Origin of the sequence: Stenotrophomonas sp. Nf1 (assembly GCF_003028475.1) — a bacterium.
Classification (GTDB): Bacteria; Pseudomonadota; Gammaproteobacteria; order Xanthomonadales; family Xanthomonadaceae; genus Stenotrophomonas.
In genome coordinates this window covers 340,609-356,568 of sequence record NZ_PYTV01000004.1, presented here as the reverse complement: position 1 = coordinate 356,568, position 15,960 = coordinate 340,609, and the positions used below count along the sequence as shown (strand labels likewise).

Annotated in this window: 14 protein-coding genes; 6 read left to right on the top strand and 8 right to left on the bottom strand. The window is 68.2% G+C overall.

The features are described 5' to 3' along the window. Nucleotides 1-493 precede the first annotated feature (493 nt). The 4 genes from C9412_RS10315 to C9412_RS10300 are packed head-to-tail and all read right to left on the bottom strand — an operon-like array spanning nucleotide 494 to nucleotide 4,022. Nucleotides 494-1,096 (bottom strand): response regulator transcription factor, encoded by a 603-nt coding sequence (locus tag C9412_RS10315; RefSeq protein WP_107231516.1) that lies wholly within the window; start codon nucleotides 1,094-1,096, stop codon nucleotides 494-496. Next, the gene (locus tag C9412_RS10310; protein WP_107231515.1) at nucleotides 1,093-2,316 is read right to left on the bottom strand and encodes a sensor histidine kinase; all 1,224 of its coding nucleotides are present in this window, start codon (nucleotides 2,314-2,316) and stop codon (nucleotides 1,093-1,095) included. The genes C9412_RS10315 and C9412_RS10310 overlap by 4 nt, the downstream gene beginning before the upstream one ends. Nucleotides 2,317-2,322: 6 nt before the next feature. Beyond that, a complete protein-coding gene (locus C9412_RS10305) occupies nucleotides 2,323-3,129 on the bottom strand; it encodes an ABC transporter permease (protein ID WP_107231514.1) in 807 nt (268 codons plus the stop codon). After that, nucleotides 3,126-4,022, bottom strand: a complete 897-nt coding sequence (locus C9412_RS10300) for an ABC transporter ATP-binding protein (protein WP_107231513.1) — start codon at nucleotides 4,020-4,022, stop codon at nucleotides 3,126-3,128. Before C9412_RS10300 ends, C9412_RS10305 begins: the two co-directional genes overlap by 4 nt. A 202-nt stretch (nucleotides 4,023-4,224) precedes the next feature. Between C9412_RS10300 and C9412_RS10295 the strand changes: the two genes are divergently transcribed. The 4 genes from C9412_RS10295 to C9412_RS10280 all read left to right on the top strand — a co-directional run bounded on the left by C9412_RS10295 (nucleotide 4,225) and on the right by C9412_RS10280 (nucleotide 8,765). Beyond that, nucleotides 4,225-5,472, top strand: coding sequence for an efflux RND transporter periplasmic adaptor subunit (locus tag C9412_RS10295; RefSeq protein WP_107231512.1), 1,248 nt, complete (start codon nucleotides 4,225-4,227; stop codon nucleotides 5,470-5,472). 102 nt (nucleotides 5,473-5,574) lie between these two features. Beyond that, on the top strand, nucleotides 5,575-6,264 hold the full coding sequence (locus tag C9412_RS10290) for an ABC transporter ATP-binding protein (protein WP_004153799.1): 690 nt from the start codon (nucleotides 5,575-5,577) through the stop codon (nucleotides 6,262-6,264). A gap of 14 nt (nucleotides 6,265-6,278) precedes the next feature. Next, nucleotides 6,279-7,436, top strand: coding sequence for an ABC transporter permease (locus C9412_RS10285; protein WP_057498632.1), 1,158 nt, complete (start codon nucleotides 6,279-6,281; stop codon nucleotides 7,434-7,436). A 12-nt stretch (nucleotides 7,437-7,448) separates the two neighbouring features. Next, the gene (locus C9412_RS10280; RefSeq protein WP_107231511.1) at nucleotides 7,449-8,765 is read left to right on the top strand and encodes an ABC transporter permease; all 1,317 of its coding nucleotides are present in this window, start codon (nucleotides 7,449-7,451) and stop codon (nucleotides 8,763-8,765) included. Between the two features lie 295 nt (nucleotides 8,766-9,060). On the opposite strand, the gene rarD is transcribed toward C9412_RS10280, so the two are convergent. After that, nucleotides 9,061-9,954: an EamA family transporter RarD gene (rarD, locus tag C9412_RS10275; protein WP_107231510.1), complete on the bottom strand. Its 894-nt coding sequence runs from the start codon at nucleotides 9,952-9,954 to the stop codon at nucleotides 9,061-9,063. Next, complete coding sequence (gene yedA, locus C9412_RS10270; RefSeq protein ID WP_107231509.1) at nucleotides 9,951-10,856, bottom strand: drug/metabolite exporter YedA; 906 nt, start codon at nucleotides 10,854-10,856, stop codon at nucleotides 9,951-9,953. The genes rarD and yedA overlap by 4 nt, the downstream gene beginning before the upstream one ends. A gap of 299 nt (nucleotides 10,857-11,155) precedes the next feature. On the opposite strand from yedA, the gene C9412_RS10265 reads away from it, so the two are divergent. Beyond that, the gene (locus C9412_RS10265; RefSeq protein ID WP_107231508.1) at nucleotides 11,156-12,490 is read left to right on the top strand and encodes an MFS transporter; all 1,335 of its coding nucleotides are present in this window, start codon (nucleotides 11,156-11,158) and stop codon (nucleotides 12,488-12,490) included. Between the two features lie 67 nt (nucleotides 12,491-12,557). Beyond that, the gene (locus tag C9412_RS10260; protein ID WP_107231571.1) at nucleotides 12,558-12,857 is read left to right on the top strand and encodes a hypothetical protein; all 300 of its coding nucleotides are present in this window, start codon (nucleotides 12,558-12,560) and stop codon (nucleotides 12,855-12,857) included. 407 nt (nucleotides 12,858-13,264) lie between these two features. On the opposite strand, the gene C9412_RS10255 is transcribed toward C9412_RS10260, so the two are convergent. Further along, the gene (locus tag C9412_RS10255; protein WP_107231507.1) at nucleotides 13,265-14,917 is read right to left on the bottom strand and encodes a M28 family metallopeptidase; all 1,653 of its coding nucleotides are present in this window, start codon (nucleotides 14,915-14,917) and stop codon (nucleotides 13,265-13,267) included. Nucleotides 14,918-15,022: 105 nt separating this feature from the next. Continuing rightward, nucleotides 15,023-15,955 carry an MBL fold metallo-hydrolase gene (locus C9412_RS10250; RefSeq protein WP_107231506.1) on the bottom strand — a complete coding sequence of 311 codons (933 nt, stop codon included), beginning with the start codon at nucleotides 15,953-15,955 and terminating at the stop codon, nucleotides 15,023-15,025. Between the last annotated feature and the right edge of the window lie 5 nt (nucleotides 15,956-15,960).

Here is a 15,960-nt window from a genome sequence, read left to right as displayed (position 1 = left end):
GCGGAGGGGTGTCACTTTCTTTGCGCGCAAAGAAAGTAACCAAAGAAACGCTCCGCCGGCCGCGAGCCGACGTGCTGCGCACGCCGGTGCCCTGTGCTCCTCGGCCCGTCGAGGGACGGCGCGGGAACTCGCTGCGCTCAAACACCCGCGCCTCTTCGCCCTCGCCGGACCTGCGGTGCTCGGCTCGCTTGAAGGCGGACTGGAAGGGCAAGATCAACGGCTAGAGCATCCACGCATGGCGTGGATCTACTGGGTGCAGCTGCGGCTTTTGCTCTTGGGTCCGCCTTGAGCGAGCCGAGCATCGCAGGCGAATCAGGGGCGCAGAGGCGTCGATGTCTGAGCGCAGCGAGTTCGGCGCCGTCCCCTGATTCACCGAGAAGCGCAGGGAACCGGCGCGGAGCGACGGCTCGCGCTCTGGCGGCGTGTTTCTTTGGTTACTTTCTTTGCACGAGCAAAGAAAGTGACACCTCTCCGCAGGCGCGGAAATGATCCGCTACAACCATCCCTTCTGCCGTGCCAGCCGATACGCCTCGATCCGGTTGGCCACACCCAGCTTGCCGATGCATTCGGACAGGTAGTTGCGCACCGTGCCGTGCGACAACCCCAGCTGCTCGGCGATCTCGCTGGCGGTGCGGCCCTCACCGGCCAGGCGCAGCACACGGCGTTCGCGGTCGGTCAGCGGGTCGGCCTGCGACCACGCATCCAGCGCCAGCTGCGGATCGATCGCGCGGATGCCCTGCTTTACCTTGCGCAGGGCCTCAGCCAGATTCTCTGCCGGCGCATCCTTCAACAGGTAGCCGAGCACGCCCGCTTCCAGCGCGCGGCGCAGGAAACCGGCACGGGCGAAGGTGGTCACGATCACCACCTTGATCGGCAACGCATGGCGGGCGATGCGCTGTGCCAGCTCCAGCCCCGACAGGCCCGGCATTTCGATGTCGGTCACCAGGATGTCCGGTTGCAGCTGCTGCAGCATGCGCCAGGCGGCTTCGCCGTCGGCAGCGCTGCCCAGCACCTCGATGTCCGGCTCCAGGCCCAGCAGCGCCGACAACGCACCCCGCACCATCGCCTGGTCTTCAGCCAGCAGGATGCGGATCATGCGGCACCGCCCGCTGCCAGCGTCGGCGGCGTGCCCGGCGGCAGCGGCGTGGTGGACGCACCCACAGGCACGCGCACGGTCAGCACCGTGCCCTCGCCCTTCGCAGACTGCATCTGCAACTGCCCGCCCAGCGCCGCCACCCGCTCACGCATCCCGCACAGGCCATTGCCTTCGGCCTGCACACCGCCGCGGCCATCGTCGCGGATCTGCATCGCCAGCATCCTTCCTTCCAGCATGAAATCCACCCGCGCCTGCGTTGCCTGCGCATGCCGGGCGATGTTGGTGGCCGCTTCGCGCAGTACCAGCGCCAGGCCGCGTTCGACGTCCACCGGCATCGCCGGTGGTGGCGCATAGTGCAGGTGCACCTGCTGGCATTCCAGCAGCAGGCGTGCCGAGGCCAGTTCGCCCGCCAGATCGCTGGCACGGATGCCGGTGACCGCACTGCGCACCTGTGCCAGTGCCTCACGCGCGATGTCCTCGGCCTCGCCGATCTCCTGCCGTGCACGTGCGTCGCCGCGGTCGTGCAGCTTGCGCGCCAGCTCCAGCTTCAAGGTGATCAGCGACAGGGTATGGCCCAGCAGATCGTGCAGGTCGCGGCCGATGCGCTCGCGCTCGGCGGTGGTCGCCAGCCGCCGCACTTCCTCCTGCGACAGCTGCAATGCGGCGTCCTTTTCCTTGTTCACCGTCTCCACGTTCACCACCATGCCGATGATGAACGACACCGCCGGCACCCAGACCAGGCTCTGCCACGGGTAGTGCGCAAGGTAGGCCACCAGGTAGAACACCGCGTTGAGTGCGGCCAGCAGCAACAGATAGCGCCACCAGCTGCTGCGCCCGCAGACCCGCAGCATCACGCAGCCGAAGATGAAGTAGCTGATGCCCGACGGGTACCAGGGCACCAGCACGATGGCCAGCGCGGTCATCGCCAGCGCGTAGCGGGGCGCGTGGTGCCGCGGCGACAGCAGCAGGCGCGCATACAGCAGCAGGAACAACGGATAGCTGGCCAGGGTGAACCACAGCCAGCGCAGCGTGTAGCCCCCGGAAAACAGCGGCGTCATGAACACCCACACCGTCCACAGCAGGTGGATGGCATCGGCCCAGGCCGGCTTGCCCCGGCGCAGGTTGTCGGCCACGGCCGAATCCGGCGCGGGACGCAGCAGGGAGGCAAGCCAGCTCGGCGGCACGGGAGGATCCAGGCGGGGACGATCGTTGCCGATCATGCCAGTTCAGCCGATCCGGCGCAGGCGGCGCCGCGCCAGCAGCAACGCCACGAAGGTGACCGCCAGCAGCACCAGCAGATGGCCGGCGACGTTGCCCACCGACGGCAGCCCGACCACCGGCAACGCCAGCTGCGCCAGATGCCAGGTGGGCCACAGCGGTGCCATCATCGAAAACACCTTGGGCAGCGCCGACAGCGGCAGCCACAACCCCGACAGCAACGCCAGCGGCAGGTAGACCAGATTCACCATCGCCGGCGCGGCGCTGGCACTGACATGGCTGCCGATCAGCAGACCGATCGCCCCCAGCGGCAACGCAGCCAGCCCCGCTACTGCCAGCAGTTGCAGCATCTGCAACGCCGACAGCTGCACACCGCCGAATACGCGCGCCACGCCGATCAACACCACCGCCACCAGCAACGCGAACATCACGGCCATGGCCAGGCGTGCCAGCAACGGTGCCGCGGCCGGCATCGGCAACGCGCGCTTCAGCGTCAGCAGGCCGCCTTCGCGGTCCAGCGCCAGCTGCACGCCGAAGCCGAACAGCGCCGGCGCCATCGCGCCGAACACGCAGTAGGTGGCCAGCAGGTACAACGGCGCGTGGCCACGCCCCAGCAGCACACCGAACAGCAGATAGAACAGCACCGGAAACAGCAACGAAGGCACGGCGAACGCCGGCGTGCGCCAGGCGCGGCGCAGCTCGGCCTGCAGTTCGGCACGGTAGGGGCGCACGGCCTGGCGCCAGGCAGGGGCCGGTTGCGCGGCGCTGCGGATCGGGGCGCTGTGGATCGGGGCGCTGCGGATCGGAGTGTTCATGCGGCCTCCCGGGTCAGGTCGAGGAAGGCGTCGGCCAGCGCCGCGCCCTGTACTTCCAGCTCACGCAGCTGCGCGTCGGCCGCCAGCAGGCGCGCCACCACCGGTTCGGCCGGGCTGGCCAGCAGCTGCAGGTGCTCACCGTCGCGCTGCACCTGCTGCACCTCCGGCCACTGCTGCACCTGCTCGGCGGGCAGCACACTGCGGCAGCGGATGCGGCGCGGCCGGTCGGCCAGGCGCAGCTCGGCCAGCGGCGCATCGGCCAGCACCCGGCCCTGTTCCAGCACCACCACCTGCTGCGCCAGGGCCTCGGCCTCTTCCAGGTAGTGGGTGGTGAGCAGCACCCCGCAGCCTTCGGCCACCAGCTGCCGGATCGCCTGCCACAGGGTCTGCCGTGCCTGCAGGTCCAGGCCGGTGGTCGGCTCGTCCAGGAACAGCACGCGCGGGCGGCCACACACCGCGATGGCGAACTGCACGGCGCGCTGCTGGCCACCGGACAGCTGGCCATAGCGGCGGCGTGCCAGCGCCTGCAGCCCGGCACGCTGCAGCACCTCCGGCAGCGGCATCGGATCGGGGTAGCTGGCACTGGCCTGGGCCACCAGCTCGTCCACCTGCAGCATCGGCGGCAGGCTGGTGCTCTGCAGCATCACGCCCAGGCCAAGGCGGCTGGCGCGCTGCTGCGGGTCGCCGCCCAGCAGCTCGACCTGGCCGGCATCGGCGCGGCGCAGGCCCAACAGCACGCTGATCGCGGTACTCTTGCCGGCACCGTTGCGGCCCAGCAATGCCAGCACCTGGCCAGCGCGGACCTGCAGGTCGATGCCGTGCAGGGCGGTATGGTCGCGATAGCGCACCTGCACCTGCTGCAGGCGAGCCAGCGACGGGGCGATCGGATCCATGGGCGGTACCGGTAGCGGGGACGTTGCCATCCTGTGCCGCCGTGGTCACATTTCGCAGTTGCCGCCGTCAGTGACATCGGATGACAGCTGTCACTGCCGTCATCGCTGTGCCTGCCTGCATGCTGTGCCGCACGCTCCACCGCCGGAACCGCCGCCGTCCGCCCTTCCGGTCACACCCGCCCGAACGCCTGTGATGGAACGAATGAACGCTTCTGCCGAGCTGTTGAAGGAACTCCGTATCGAACGCAAGTCGCCGCCGCCCGCCTCCGGCGGCAGTGGCGGTGGACGCCGCTGGCTGTGGATCGTGATCATCGTGATTGCGCTGCTGCTGGCCGCCGGCGCCTTCGCACTGTTCGGCCGCACCCCCGCCGTGGAGGTGGAAACCGCGCCGGCAGTGGCCATCCAGCAGGGCAGCGCCAGCAGTTCGGTGCTCGATGCCAGTGGCTATGTGGTCGCCCGGCGCATGGCCACGGTGTCGGCCAAGATCACCGGCAAGGTGCGCGAGGTGATGATCGAGGAAGGCATGCGGGTCGAGGCCGGCCAGGTGATGGCCACGCTGGACCCGATCGACGCCGATGCGCAGCGCAGCCTGTACGCCTCGCAGCTGCAGGCCGCGCGCAGCCAGGTGGCCGGGCTGGAGGCGCAGCAGCGGCAGGCCGCCGCCGAAGCCAGCCGCCTGCAGGCGCTGGTGGGCCAGCAGCTGGTGTCGCGCTCGCAGTACGACCAGGCCGTGGCCCAGCGCGACAGCCTGCGTGCGCAGCTGGATACCGCACAGCGCAACGTCAAGGTCGCCCACGACCAGCTGGCCATCGCCGACCTGGGCGTGGACAACAACGTGGTGCGCGCGCCGTTCTCCGGCGTGGTCACCGCCAAGGCGGCGCAGCCGGGCGAAATCGTCTCGCCACTGTCGGCCGGTGGTGGCTTCACCCGTACCGGCATCGGCACCATCGTCGACATGGATTCGCTGGAAATCGAGGTCGAGGTCGGCGAAGCCTTCATCGGCCGCGTACAGCCGAAGATGCCGGTGGAAGCCACGCTCAACGCCTACCCGGAATGGAAGATCCCGGGCGAGGTGATCGCGATCATTCCCACCGCCGACCGCGGCAAGGCCACGGTGAAGGTGCGCGTGGCGCTGAAGGTGAAGGACCCGCGCATCGTGCCGGAGATGGGCGTGCGGGTCAGCTTCCTGGAACAGGCGCAGCCGCAGGCCGCGGCCAAGCCGCAGGGCGTGCGCGTGCCGGGCGGCGCCGTGGTCCAGCGCGATGGCGCTTCGGTGGCCTTCGTGCTGGCTGATGAGAACCGCGTGCAGCAGCGCACGGTCGAGGCCGGCCAGGCGATGGGCAAGGACCGTCAGATCCTCAAGGGCGTAAGTGCAGGCGAGTCGGTGGTGGTCAATCCGCCGGACACCCTGCGCGATGGCGCCAAGGTGCAACAGAAACAAGCGCAGTAACGGCCTGGCGCCTTCGGGCGCCGCCGGCAGCACCGTTCGACGCACGCCCCCGGCCCCGGCCGGTGCGCTTCCCCGTTTCCCGCCTTCCGTGGAGAACCACCCATGTCGACCCTGGTTTCACTGCGCAACATCACCAAGACCTACCAGCGTGGCCCCGAGAAAGTGCAGGTGCTGCACGGCATTGACCTGGACATCGCGCGCGGCGACTTCGTCGCACTGATGGGCCCGTCCGGTTCGGGCAAGACCACCCTGCTCAACCTGATCGGCGGCCTGGACAATCCCAGCGGCGGCGAAATCAGCATCGAAGGCGAGCGCATCGACCAGATGAGCGGTGGCCAGCTGTCCACCTGGCGCAGCCACCACGTCGGCTTCGTGTTCCAGTTCTACAACCTGATGCCGATGCTGACCGCGCAGAAGAACGTGGAACTGCCGCTGCTGCTGACCCATCTCAGTGCCGCCCAGCGCAAGCGCAATGCCGAGATCGCGCTGACCCTGGTCGGCCTGGCCGACCGCCGCAGCCATCGCCCCAATGAACTGTCCGGCGGCCAGCAGCAGCGCGTGGCGATCGCCCGCGCCATCGTCTCCGACCCGACCTTCCTGATCTGCGACGAACCCACCGGCGACCTCGACCGCCAGTCCGCCGAAGAGATCCTGGGCCTGCTGCAGCAGCTCAATCGTGAGCACGGCAAGACCATCATCATGGTCACCCATGACCCGAAGGCGGCCGAGTACGCCACCCACACGGTGCACCTGGACAAGGGCGAGCTGGCCGACGCGCCGCTGGCTCACTGACGGAGGCCACGGCGATGAAATATTTCTCGTTGGTGTGGGCGCAGCTGTTCCGCAGCCGCACCCGCACCCTGCTGACCCTGCTGTCGGTGGTAGCCGCGTTCCTGCTGTTTGGCATGCTCGATTCGGTGCGGGTGGCGTTCGCCTCCGGCGGCAGCGTGGAAGGCGCCAATCGCTTGGTCGTGGCCTCGCGGCTGTCGATCACCCAGTCGCTGCCGATCCGCCTGGAAACCCAGATCCGCCAGGTGGCCGGTGTGCGCGATGTGGCCTACGGCATGTGGTTCGGTGGCATCTACCAGGACCCGAAGAACTTCTTCCCGAACTTCTCGGTCTCGCCCAACTACTTCGACGTCTACCGCGAGTTGCAGATCGACCCGGCGCAGCTGGAAGACTGGAAGCAGACGCGCACCGGTGCCATCGTCGGCGAGACCCTGGCCAAGCAGTTCGGCTGGAAGATCGGCGACACCATCCCGCTGCAGGCAACGATCTTCCCGCGCGGTGGCAGCAACGACTGGCCGCTGGAGCTGAAGGGCATCTACCGCTCCAAGGACCGTGCGCTGGCGGCCAACGAAGAACGCCAGCTGATGATGAACTGGAAGTACTTCGATGAATCCAACGATTACATCAAGAACCAGGTGAGCTGGTACACGGTGACGCTGGACAACGTCGACCACGCCTCACGCGTGGCGCAGGCCATCGATGCGATCTCGGCCAACTCCGACCACGAGACCAAGACCCAGACCGAATCGGCGTTCCAGCAGGCCTTCGTCAAGCAGTTCGCCGACATCGGCATGATCGTCACCTCGATCATGGGCGCGGTGTTCTTCACCCTGCTGCTGCTGACCGGCAACACCATGGCGCAGGCGGTGCGCGAACGCGTGCCGGAGCTGGCCACGCTGAAGACCCTGGGCTTCAAGGACAGCACCGTGCTGACCCTGGTGATGGTGGAGTCGGTGCTGCTGATCGGCCTGGGCGGCCTGATCGGCATGGGCCTGGCGTCACTGGTGCTGCCGGCCATCAGCCCCAAGAGCATGGGCATGCTGCCACCGCACGTACCCACCCCGACCTGGCTGATGGGGCTGGGCCTGATCGTGGTGATCGGCATCATCGTCGGCCTGCTGCCGGCGCTGCGTGCCAAGCGCCTGAAGATCGTCGACGCACTGGCCGGCCGCTGAGGAGACCTGCAGATGAACAAGTTCAAGAAGTGGGCCGGCAACGCGTTGACCGTGCTGCTGCTGGTCATCGGCCTGGTGCTGTGGATCGGCCTGCCGTGGATCGGCGTGCTGGCCGTGGCCGTGCTGGTGGCGCTGTGGCTGCTGCTGACCCGCGGCGGGCGGCTGGCCCTGGCGGCCACCCGCATCGGCGTGGCCAGCCTGCCGCAGCGCTGGGGCGCATCGTCGGTGATCGTGGTCGGCATCGCCGGCGTGGTCGGCGTGCTGGTGGCGATGCTGGCGATGGGCGAAGGCTTCCAGGCCACGCTCAACAACACCGGCGATGACACCACCGCCATCGTGCTGCGCGGAGGCTCGCAGGCCGAGACCAACTCGGTGATCACCCGCGAACAGGTGCCGATGCTGTCCACCCTGCCCGGCATCAGCCGCGACGCGCAGGGCCGTCCGCTGCTGTCGCCGGAACTGTCACAGGTGGTCAACCTGGTGTCGAAGTCCGATGGCACCGACGTCAACGCGCAGTTCCGTGGCGTCGGCCCGCAGGCGTGGGCGGTGCATGACCGGGTCAAGATCGTCGAAGGCCGCAAGTTCGGCACCGGCCTGCGCGAGATCGTGGTCGGCCAGGGCGCCAAGGGCCAGTTCCGCGACCTGGAGGTGGGCAAGACGCTGACCCTGGGCAACCAGACCTGGACCGTGGTGGGCGTGTTCGCCACCGGCGATGCGCATGACTCGGAACTGTGGACCGACGCCGACACGCTGGCCACCACCTACCAGCGCAGTGCCTGGCAGTCGATCACCGTGCGCACCGAGGGCAAGCCGGGCTTCGAGCAGTTCAAGACCGCCGTGGCGGCCGACCCGCGCCTGAAGCTGGACGTGGAAACCACCCGTGCCTACTACGGCAAGCAGGGCGGCGGCCTGACCAAGCTGATCGACATCCTCGGCAAGGTGATCGGCACGATCATGGCGGTCGGTGCGGTGTTCGGCGCGCTCAACACCATGTATGCAGCGGTGGCCACGCGTGCGCGCGAGATCGCCACGATGCGCGCGATCGGCTTCCGCGGCCTGCCGGTGGTGACCGCGGTGATGCTGGAGACGATGCTGCTGGCGCTGCTCGGCGGCCTGCTCGGCTGCGCGGTGGCGTGGCTGCTGTTCAATGGCTACAGCGTGTCCACCATCGGCAGCAACTTCAGCGCGGTGGTGTTCAAGTTCCATGTGTCGCCGGAACTGCTGTGGACCGGGCTGAAATGGGCGCTGGGCATCGGCCTGGTCGGCGGCCTGTTCCCGGCGTTGCGCGCGGCGCGCCTGCCGATCACCACGGCGCTGCGCGAAACCTGAGCTTGGGTTTCGCAGCGGTACACCCGGAAGGACGGAGCGAAAACTCCGTCCTTTTTTCTGTCACGCGTCTGTGGATTGTTGGACGCGATTCATCTTGCCGGCACGCTGTCAGACCGTTGCCCAGGGAAACCCTCTAGAATCGCGCGCCCATCATCTGCAACCGCGTTCCCGTCACGGCCATCTCTCTCTCCTGGCCGTGGATGGAAGCAGAACGGCGCCCTTCGGGGCGCCGTTCTTTTTGCAGGAAGCGGGGTCGGATCCCTTCGCCCGGCGAAGGGCTCTGACCCCAGAGCCGCTATCGCTTGCGCATCGCGCGCAGGTTGTCGCCAACAAACAGGATCAGGCCGGCCCAGATCGCGGCAAAGCCGATCGCCTTGCCGGTATCGAAGGCTTCATGGAAGAAGAACACGCCCAGCAGCAGCTGCAGGCTCGGTGCGATGTACTGCAGGATGCCGACCAGCGACAGCGGAATCCGCTTCACGCCGTAGGCAAAACCGATCAACGGCACAGCGGTGACCACGCCCCCGAAGATCAGCAGCAGATCGTTGCGCCAGCCCCAACCATGGAAGAATGCGCCACCATGGCCGTTCTCGGCCCAGATCGCGAAGGCCAGCGCCGGCAGGAACAGGTACAGGCTTTCCACGCCCAGCCCGGCCACCGGATCGACCGAGACCAGCTTGCGCAGCAGGCCGTACAGCCCGAACGAACAGGCCAGGCCCAGCGCGATCCAGGGCGGCGTGCCGGCGTCGATGGTCAGCCAGGCCACGCCCACCGCCGCCATCGCCACCGCCACCCACTGCAGGCGGCGCAGGCGTTCCTTCAGCACCAGCACGCCCAGCAGCACGTTCACCAGCGGGTTGATGAAGTAGCCCAGGCTGGTCTCGATGACATGGCCGGCGTTGACCGCCCAGATGTACAGGCCCCAGTTGAAGGCGATGGTCAGGCTCGACACCAGCAGGATCGGCAGCGCGCGCGGCTGCGCGGCGATCTTCTGCCACCAGCCCAGGCGCGCACTGAGCAGCAGCCAGCCCAGCACCAGCACCGTGCTCCAGATGATGCGGTGGGCGATGATCTGGAACGAGGGCACCTCGTTGAGCAGGTGCCAGTACACCGGCACCAGTCCCCAGATCACGAAGGTGGAGGCGGTGACCAGCAGGCCACGGCGTTGTTCTTTTTCGTCCATGCTCATTTCCTGCGCGTCCTTGCCATCGTCAGCACCACCACGCCCAGCAGGATCACCACCATCGCCAGCAGGTCACGCCAGCCAAAGCGCTCACCGTTGAGCAGCGCGCCCAGCAGCACCGCGATCACCGGATTGACGTAGGCGTAGCTGCCGGCCAGTGCAGGGCGCACGTTCTGCAGCAGCCACACGTAGGCGGTGAAGGCGACGATGGAGCCGAACACACACAGATAGGCCATCGCCAGCAAGCCGCCGGTGTCGGGCAGCGTGGTCGGGCGTTCGCCAACGGCCAGGCCGATCAGCACCAGCAGCACGCCACCGCAGATCATCTGCCCGGCTGCGGTCATGAACGGGCCCGGCAGGTCCAGCCCGCGCGCCCACACCGAGCCGAACGCCCAGCCAACCGGTGCGATCAACAGCAGCACCAGCCCGGTCGGCGAGGCGGTCAGGCTGCTGCCGGCATTGAGCCAGACCACGCCGAGGAAGCCGATGGCGATGCCCAGCCACTCACCGCGGCTGGCGTGCTGGCCGCGCAACGCTGAAAACAACGCCATCCACAGCGGCACCGAGGCCACCGCGGTCGCCGCCAGGCCCGAAGACACCTCGCGTTCGGCCAGCACCACCATGCCGTTGCCCAGCACCAGCATGGTCACGCCCATGATCAGCAGGTTGCGCCACTGCCGCAGGGTCGGCCTGGGCAGCTTCCAGAACAGGCGCAGCGCCGCGTACATCACACCGCCGGCGATGATGAACCGGCTGCCGGAGACCATGGTCAGCGGCAGCGCGCCGCCATGCAGGGCCTTGGCGATGCCCAGGTAGGTCGAGCCCCAGACCACATAGACCAGCAGCAAGGCCAGCGCGACAAGGCCACCCCGGGGGGCAGCCGCAGACGGAGAAGGGGGAGCCGACATGACGCACCAGCAGACGGGGGAAACCGATTCTAGAGCCTTCTACAGAGGGAAATCACCCCGGTTTGCGACAACCTGCCGGTGCCCGCCGAAGCCCCCGCGATGACACCGGATACGACGATTTAGTTATGGTCCGCAGGCGTGGCCTGGTCCACCCTGTGCGGTCCCATGCCCTGCCCGCCCTCCCGGCACCCGGCGTTGACGTGGGATGCAGTACCTAGGAGGCTGGCCCGCAGCGCCCTGCGCACGCCTGGCACCGATCTTTCCCGCACGGAAGCGCCGCATCGAGGATTCCCACCCAGATGAGCACCACGTCCCAACCCGCTGCTCCCAGCACCGACGGCGCCGCGCTGCGCCGCTCGATCTCCAATACCCTCAAAGGCTCCGCCGGCAACCTGGTGGAGTGGTATGACGTCTACGTGTACTCGGTGTTCGCCGTGTACTTCGAGTCGCAGTTCTTCTCGCCGGACGACAAGAACTCCACGATGTACGTGTGGGCGATCTTCGCGGCCACCTTCCTGATGCGCCCGATCGGGGCCTGGTTCTTCGGCCGCTTCGCCGACCGCCATGGCCGCCGCCTGGCGCTGACCGTCTCGGTGACGGTGATGGCGCTGTGCTCGTTCCTGATCGCCATCACCCCCACGGCGGCCAGCATCGGCATCTGGGCGGCGGTCATCCTGCTGTTCGCGCGGCTGCTGCAGGGCTTCGCCACCGGCGGTGAATATGGCGCCAGCGCCACCTACATGTCCGAGGCCGCCATTCCCGGCCGTCGCGGCTTCCTGTCCTCGTTCCACTACGTCACCCTGGTCGGTGGCCACGTGCTGGCCCAGCTGACCCTGCTGCTGATGCTGACCTTCTGGGGCAAGCCGGAGATCTCCGAGTGGGGCTGGCGCATCGCCTTCGGCATCGGTGGCATCGCCGCAGTGGTGGTGTTCTGGCTGCGTCGCGGCATGGACGAGTCGCTGTCGGAGTCGTCCATCGAAGCCGCACGCGAGGGCAAGGCTCAGAAGTCCGGCTCGATGTACGAGCTGTTCGTGCACCAGTGGCGGCCGCTGCTGCTGTGCTTCCTGATCACCGCCGGTGGCACCATCGCCTTCTACACCTATTCGGTGAACGGCCCGAAGATGATCCAGAGCGCCTTCGCCGGCAACGACCCGATGACCGGCACCCTGATCAACCTGGGCGTGCTGGCCTTCCTGATGGTGCTGCAGCCGGTGGGCGGCTGGCTGTCGGACATCATCGGCCGCAAGAGCCTGCTGGTGTTCTTCGGCGTCGGCGGCGTGCTGTACAGCTGGTACCTGATCACCCAGCTGCCGCACCAGCATGACGCCACCCTGGCCTTCCTGACCCTGGCACTGGGGTTTGTCATCCTCACCGGCTACACCTCGATCAACGCGGTGGTGAAGGCCGAACTGTTCCCCACCCATGTGCGCGCACTGGGTGTGGGCCTGGGCTATGCGCTGGCCAACTCGCTGTTTGGCGGCACCGCACCGCTGCTGTACCAGGGCGCGCTGAAGACCGGCCATGTGGACTGGTTCGCCATCTACGTCACCGCGACGATCGCGGTATCGTTGGTGGTCTATGTGTTCTTCCTCACCAACAAGGGCCCGAACTGGCTCGACGGCACCCGCAAGTAAGGATGCTGTAGTGATCGCGGCCACCGGTGCAATGCCGGTGGCCGCTGCGTCTGCGGCCTCGCCGCTGATGTGGATGGCGGTGATGCTGACCGCCGCCACCGCGCTGGCCTGGCTGCTGCGCCGCCCCGACGCGCAGGCGGCGTGGCCGCGCATCGGTTTCGGCATCGCCCTGCTGGTGGTCTGCGCCGCGCTTTCGCTGCAACTGGCGATGGACCTCGGCAGCGGGCACAGTTCGCTGCAGCTGCGCTGGAGTTCCCGCCCGGGCCCCCTGCATGAGGTCGGCCTGCGCACGATGGTGGTGTGCTATCTGGCCGCACTCGCGGCGGCCGGCTGGGGCGCGTGGAAACTGCTGCGCCGACGACGGTAATGCCGGCCGCTGGCCGGCAACCCCATCGTCTTTGCGAAGCTTCATGAGCTTGCCGGCCGGCGGCCGGCACTACCCCGTCGGCGGCGCGCTGCGCAACTCCGATTCCCTTTCCCACCTCGGCCAGCAACGGTAGTGCCGGCCGCTGGCCGGCAACCCCCGTCAGCGGAACGCTGCGCAACTCCGGTTCCCTTTCCAGCCTCGACCAGCAACGGTAGTGCCGGCCGCTGGCCGGCAACCCCCGTCAGCGGCGCGCTGCGCAACTCCGGTTCCCTTTCCCACCTCGACCAGCAACGGTAGTGCCGGCCGCTGGCCGGCAACCCCCGTCAGCGGCACGCTGCGCAACTCCGGTTCCCTTTCCAGCCTCGACCAGCAACGGTAGTGCCGGCCGCTGGCCGGCAACCCCGCCATCAGCGGCGGGCGGCTTCGCTCTTGTCACGCGCGCCGCGGAACTCCGATTCCTTTTCCCACGTCGGCCAGCGGCGGCTGTTGGCCAGCTCGGCACCCAGGTCGTAGACCAGCAGGGTGTCGGCGGCGTGGCCGCTCGGGTCCCAGCTCGGGGTCCAGGCATCGCAGGCCTGGTGGTAGCAATCGGCAAAGTACTTCTCGCGCAGCGCGCGGCCGACTTCTACCCCACCGTCCAGCTTGTCCAGGCCCGGGCCGATGGTGATCGCCGGCACGCCCAAACGGGCGAAGGCGAAGTGGTCGGCGCGATAGAAGAAGCCGGCTTCCAGGTTCGGGTCCGGGCTGTAGCTGCGGCCACGGGCCTTGGCCACGCGCTCCAGGTCGCCTTCCAGCGAGACACGGCCCTTGCCCCACGACGCAATGTCGCGGGTCGGGCCATCCGGGCTGAACATCTCGATGTTCAACACCGCCGCCGTCTTGTCCAGCGGCGCCAGCGGGTGCGCGGCGTAGTAGCTGGCACCCAGCAGGCCCTTCTCTTCGGCAGTGAGCGCCACGAAGTACAGCGTGCGCTGCGGCTGCGGGCCGGCCGCGAACACGCGACCCAGCTCCAGAACCGTGGCCACGCCGGTGGCGTTGTCGATCGCACCACGGCGGATGCGGTCACCCTTGGCATCCGGCTGGCCGATGCCGAACGCATCCCAGTGCGCAGAGAAGATCACCGCTTCGTCGCCATGCTCGCCACCGGGCAGCTTGGCCACCACGTTGCGGGTCACCACCTGCTCGCGCTTGAGCGCGAAATCGACGCTCAGCTTCGCGTTGTCCAGCGCCACCGGGCGGAAGTCGGCGCGCATCGCCTTGCGCTTCTCGGCATCGAAATCCAGGCCGGCGTCGGCGAAGATCGCCTCGGCCAGTTCGCGCTGCATCCAGCCGCGCAGCGGCGTGTGCTGGGCCATCGCGTCGGCCTGGCCGCGCTCGATGTCGAACAGCGGCGAGGTGCCCGAGCTCTTCACCGTGGCCCAGCCATAGGCGGCCGGTGCGGTCTCGTGCACGATCAGCACGCCCTCGGCGCCACGGCGTGCGGCTTCCTCGAACTTGTAGGTCCAGCGGCCGTAATAGGTCACCGCCTTGCCGTCGAACGCGCCCGGCGCATCGGCCTCGAAGTCGGCATCGTTGATCAGCACCACGGCAATCTTGCCGTGCAGGTCCACGTCCTTGTAGTCATTCCAGTGGCGTTCCGGCGCGTCGATGCCGTAGCCAACGAACACCAGCGGCGCATCCTTGATCTGCACGCGCTTGCGCGGCTGCAGGCTCTGCAGGGTCACGTCCACGCCATTGGCCAGCGCGCGCTTGCCCTGCTTCAGCGACAGGCTGGCCTTGGCCGGGCCGTCCAGCTGTGCACGCACCAGCGGCACCGGCTGCACCCAGCTGCCGTCCACGCCGCCCGGCTGCAGGCCATAGCTGCGGAACTGCTCGATCAGGTACTGCACGGTGCGCTCTTCGCCGGCAGTGGCCGGCGCGCGGCCTTCGAACTCATCCGACGCCAGCACACGCACGTGACGCGACAGCGCCTGCGGATCGATGCCGCCGCCGGGCAGATCGTTGGCCGCATGGGCCAGGCCACCGACGAACAGGCAGGACGACAGCAGCAACACGCGCATCGGATTCACGGCAATACCACGGCAGGCTTGGAAGTCACCAGAGTGTAACGTGGTCGTGACATTGCGGCGCAGCGTGGCCTCGCCTCATTCACGCGTGGCGTGGCGTCAGGTGCGGATGCGGTCCAGCCAGCAGGCCAGGCCCTGTGCGTTGAGCTCGATGTCCATCGCCAGTACCGCCGTCACGGCCGCCTCGTCCAGCGCACAACCATGCTGCTGCGCGCGTTCCAGGTACAGCGCCTGCAAGGCCGCCAGCAGGCAGCGGTGGCGGTCCGGGCGGCCATCGCACTGGCGGCCGATGGTGGCCATCGCATCGATCTGCTCGAACAGATCGTTGGCCAGTTTCTGCACCTGCTGCACGCGGCCGTAGTGGGTCAGGTACATCGCCTGCGGCGCGTAATCGAGCATGCGCCGGATCGAAGCCTTCATCGCCTCCGGGTCGAACTGCACCGGCGAGGAGGTGGGGAAGATGAAGGCGCCCTGTGCACTGTCCAGCTCGCGGTAGGAGATGCCGAAGGTATCGCCGGTGAACCAGCTGCGGCTGCGCGCATCCCACACGCAGTAGTGGTGCAGCGCGTGGCCTGGTGTGTGCAGCAGCACCAGCTCGCGGCCGGCCAGATCGATGCGGTGGCCGTCTTCGGCCACCACCACGCGCTGTTCCGGTATCGGCTCGATGCGGCCATAGCTGCGCGTGATCTCCTCGGCGCCGTACACCGCCGTCGCACCGGCAATCAGCCGAGTCGGGTCGATCATGTGCGGTGCACCGCGCGGATGCAGTACCGCCTTCGCGTTCGGCAGCTGCTGCATCAGCAGGCCGGCGCCACCGGCGTGGTCCAGGTGCACGTGCGTGAGCAGCAGCCAGTCCACCGCTTCCACGCCCAGTTCCGCATCGGCCAGCGCCTGCAGCATGGCCGGCACGGAAAGGCCGGTGCCGCAATCAATGAACGCGGCGCGGCCATTTTCAACGATCAGATAGGCCGCATCGAACTCGGCGCGTTGGAAGCCGGTATCGATGGTGTGGATGCTGGGGTCGGCGGTCATCGGCA

Excerpts from the sequence above, each read along its gene's own strand:
- C9412_RS10315 (WP_107231516.1), bottom strand. The coding sequence starts at position 1,096 with ATGATCCGCATCCTGCTGGCTGAAGACCAGGCGATGGTGCGGGGTGCG.
- C9412_RS10310 (WP_107231515.1), bottom strand. The coding sequence starts at position 2,316 with ATGATCGGCAACGATCGTCCCCGCCTGGATCCTCCCGTGCCGCCGAGC.
- C9412_RS10305 (WP_107231514.1), bottom strand. The coding sequence starts at position 3,129 with ATGAACACTCCGATCCGCAGCGCCCCGATCCACAGCGCCCCGATCCGC.
- C9412_RS10300 (WP_107231513.1), bottom strand. The coding sequence starts at position 4,022 with ATGGATCCGATCGCCCCGTCGCTGGCTCGCCTGCAGCAGGTGCAGGTG.
- C9412_RS10295 (WP_107231512.1), top strand. The coding sequence starts at position 4,225 with ATGAACGCTTCTGCCGAGCTGTTGAAGGAACTCCGTATCGAACGCAAG.
- C9412_RS10290 (WP_004153799.1), top strand. The coding sequence starts at position 5,575 with ATGTCGACCCTGGTTTCACTGCGCAACATCACCAAGACCTACCAGCGT.
- C9412_RS10285 (WP_057498632.1), top strand. The coding sequence starts at position 6,279 with ATGAAATATTTCTCGTTGGTGTGGGCGCAGCTGTTCCGCAGCCGCACC.
- C9412_RS10280 (WP_107231511.1), top strand. The coding sequence starts at position 7,449 with ATGAACAAGTTCAAGAAGTGGGCCGGCAACGCGTTGACCGTGCTGCTG.
- rarD (WP_107231510.1), bottom strand. The coding sequence starts at position 9,954 with ATGAGCATGGACGAAAAAGAACAACGCCGTGGCCTGCTGGTCACCGCC.
- yedA (WP_107231509.1), bottom strand. The coding sequence starts at position 10,856 with ATGTCGGCTCCCCCTTCTCCGTCTGCGGCTGCCCCCCGGGGTGGCCTT.
- C9412_RS10265 (WP_107231508.1), top strand. The coding sequence starts at position 11,156 with ATGAGCACCACGTCCCAACCCGCTGCTCCCAGCACCGACGGCGCCGCG.
- C9412_RS10260 (WP_107231571.1), top strand. The coding sequence starts at position 12,558 with ATGTGGATGGCGGTGATGCTGACCGCCGCCACCGCGCTGGCCTGGCTG.
- C9412_RS10255 (WP_107231507.1), bottom strand. The coding sequence starts at position 14,917 with ATGCGCGTGTTGCTGCTGTCGTCCTGCCTGTTCGTCGGTGGCCTGGCC.
- C9412_RS10250 (WP_107231506.1), bottom strand. The coding sequence starts at position 15,955 with ATGACCGCCGACCCCAGCATCCACACCATCGATACCGGCTTCCAACGC.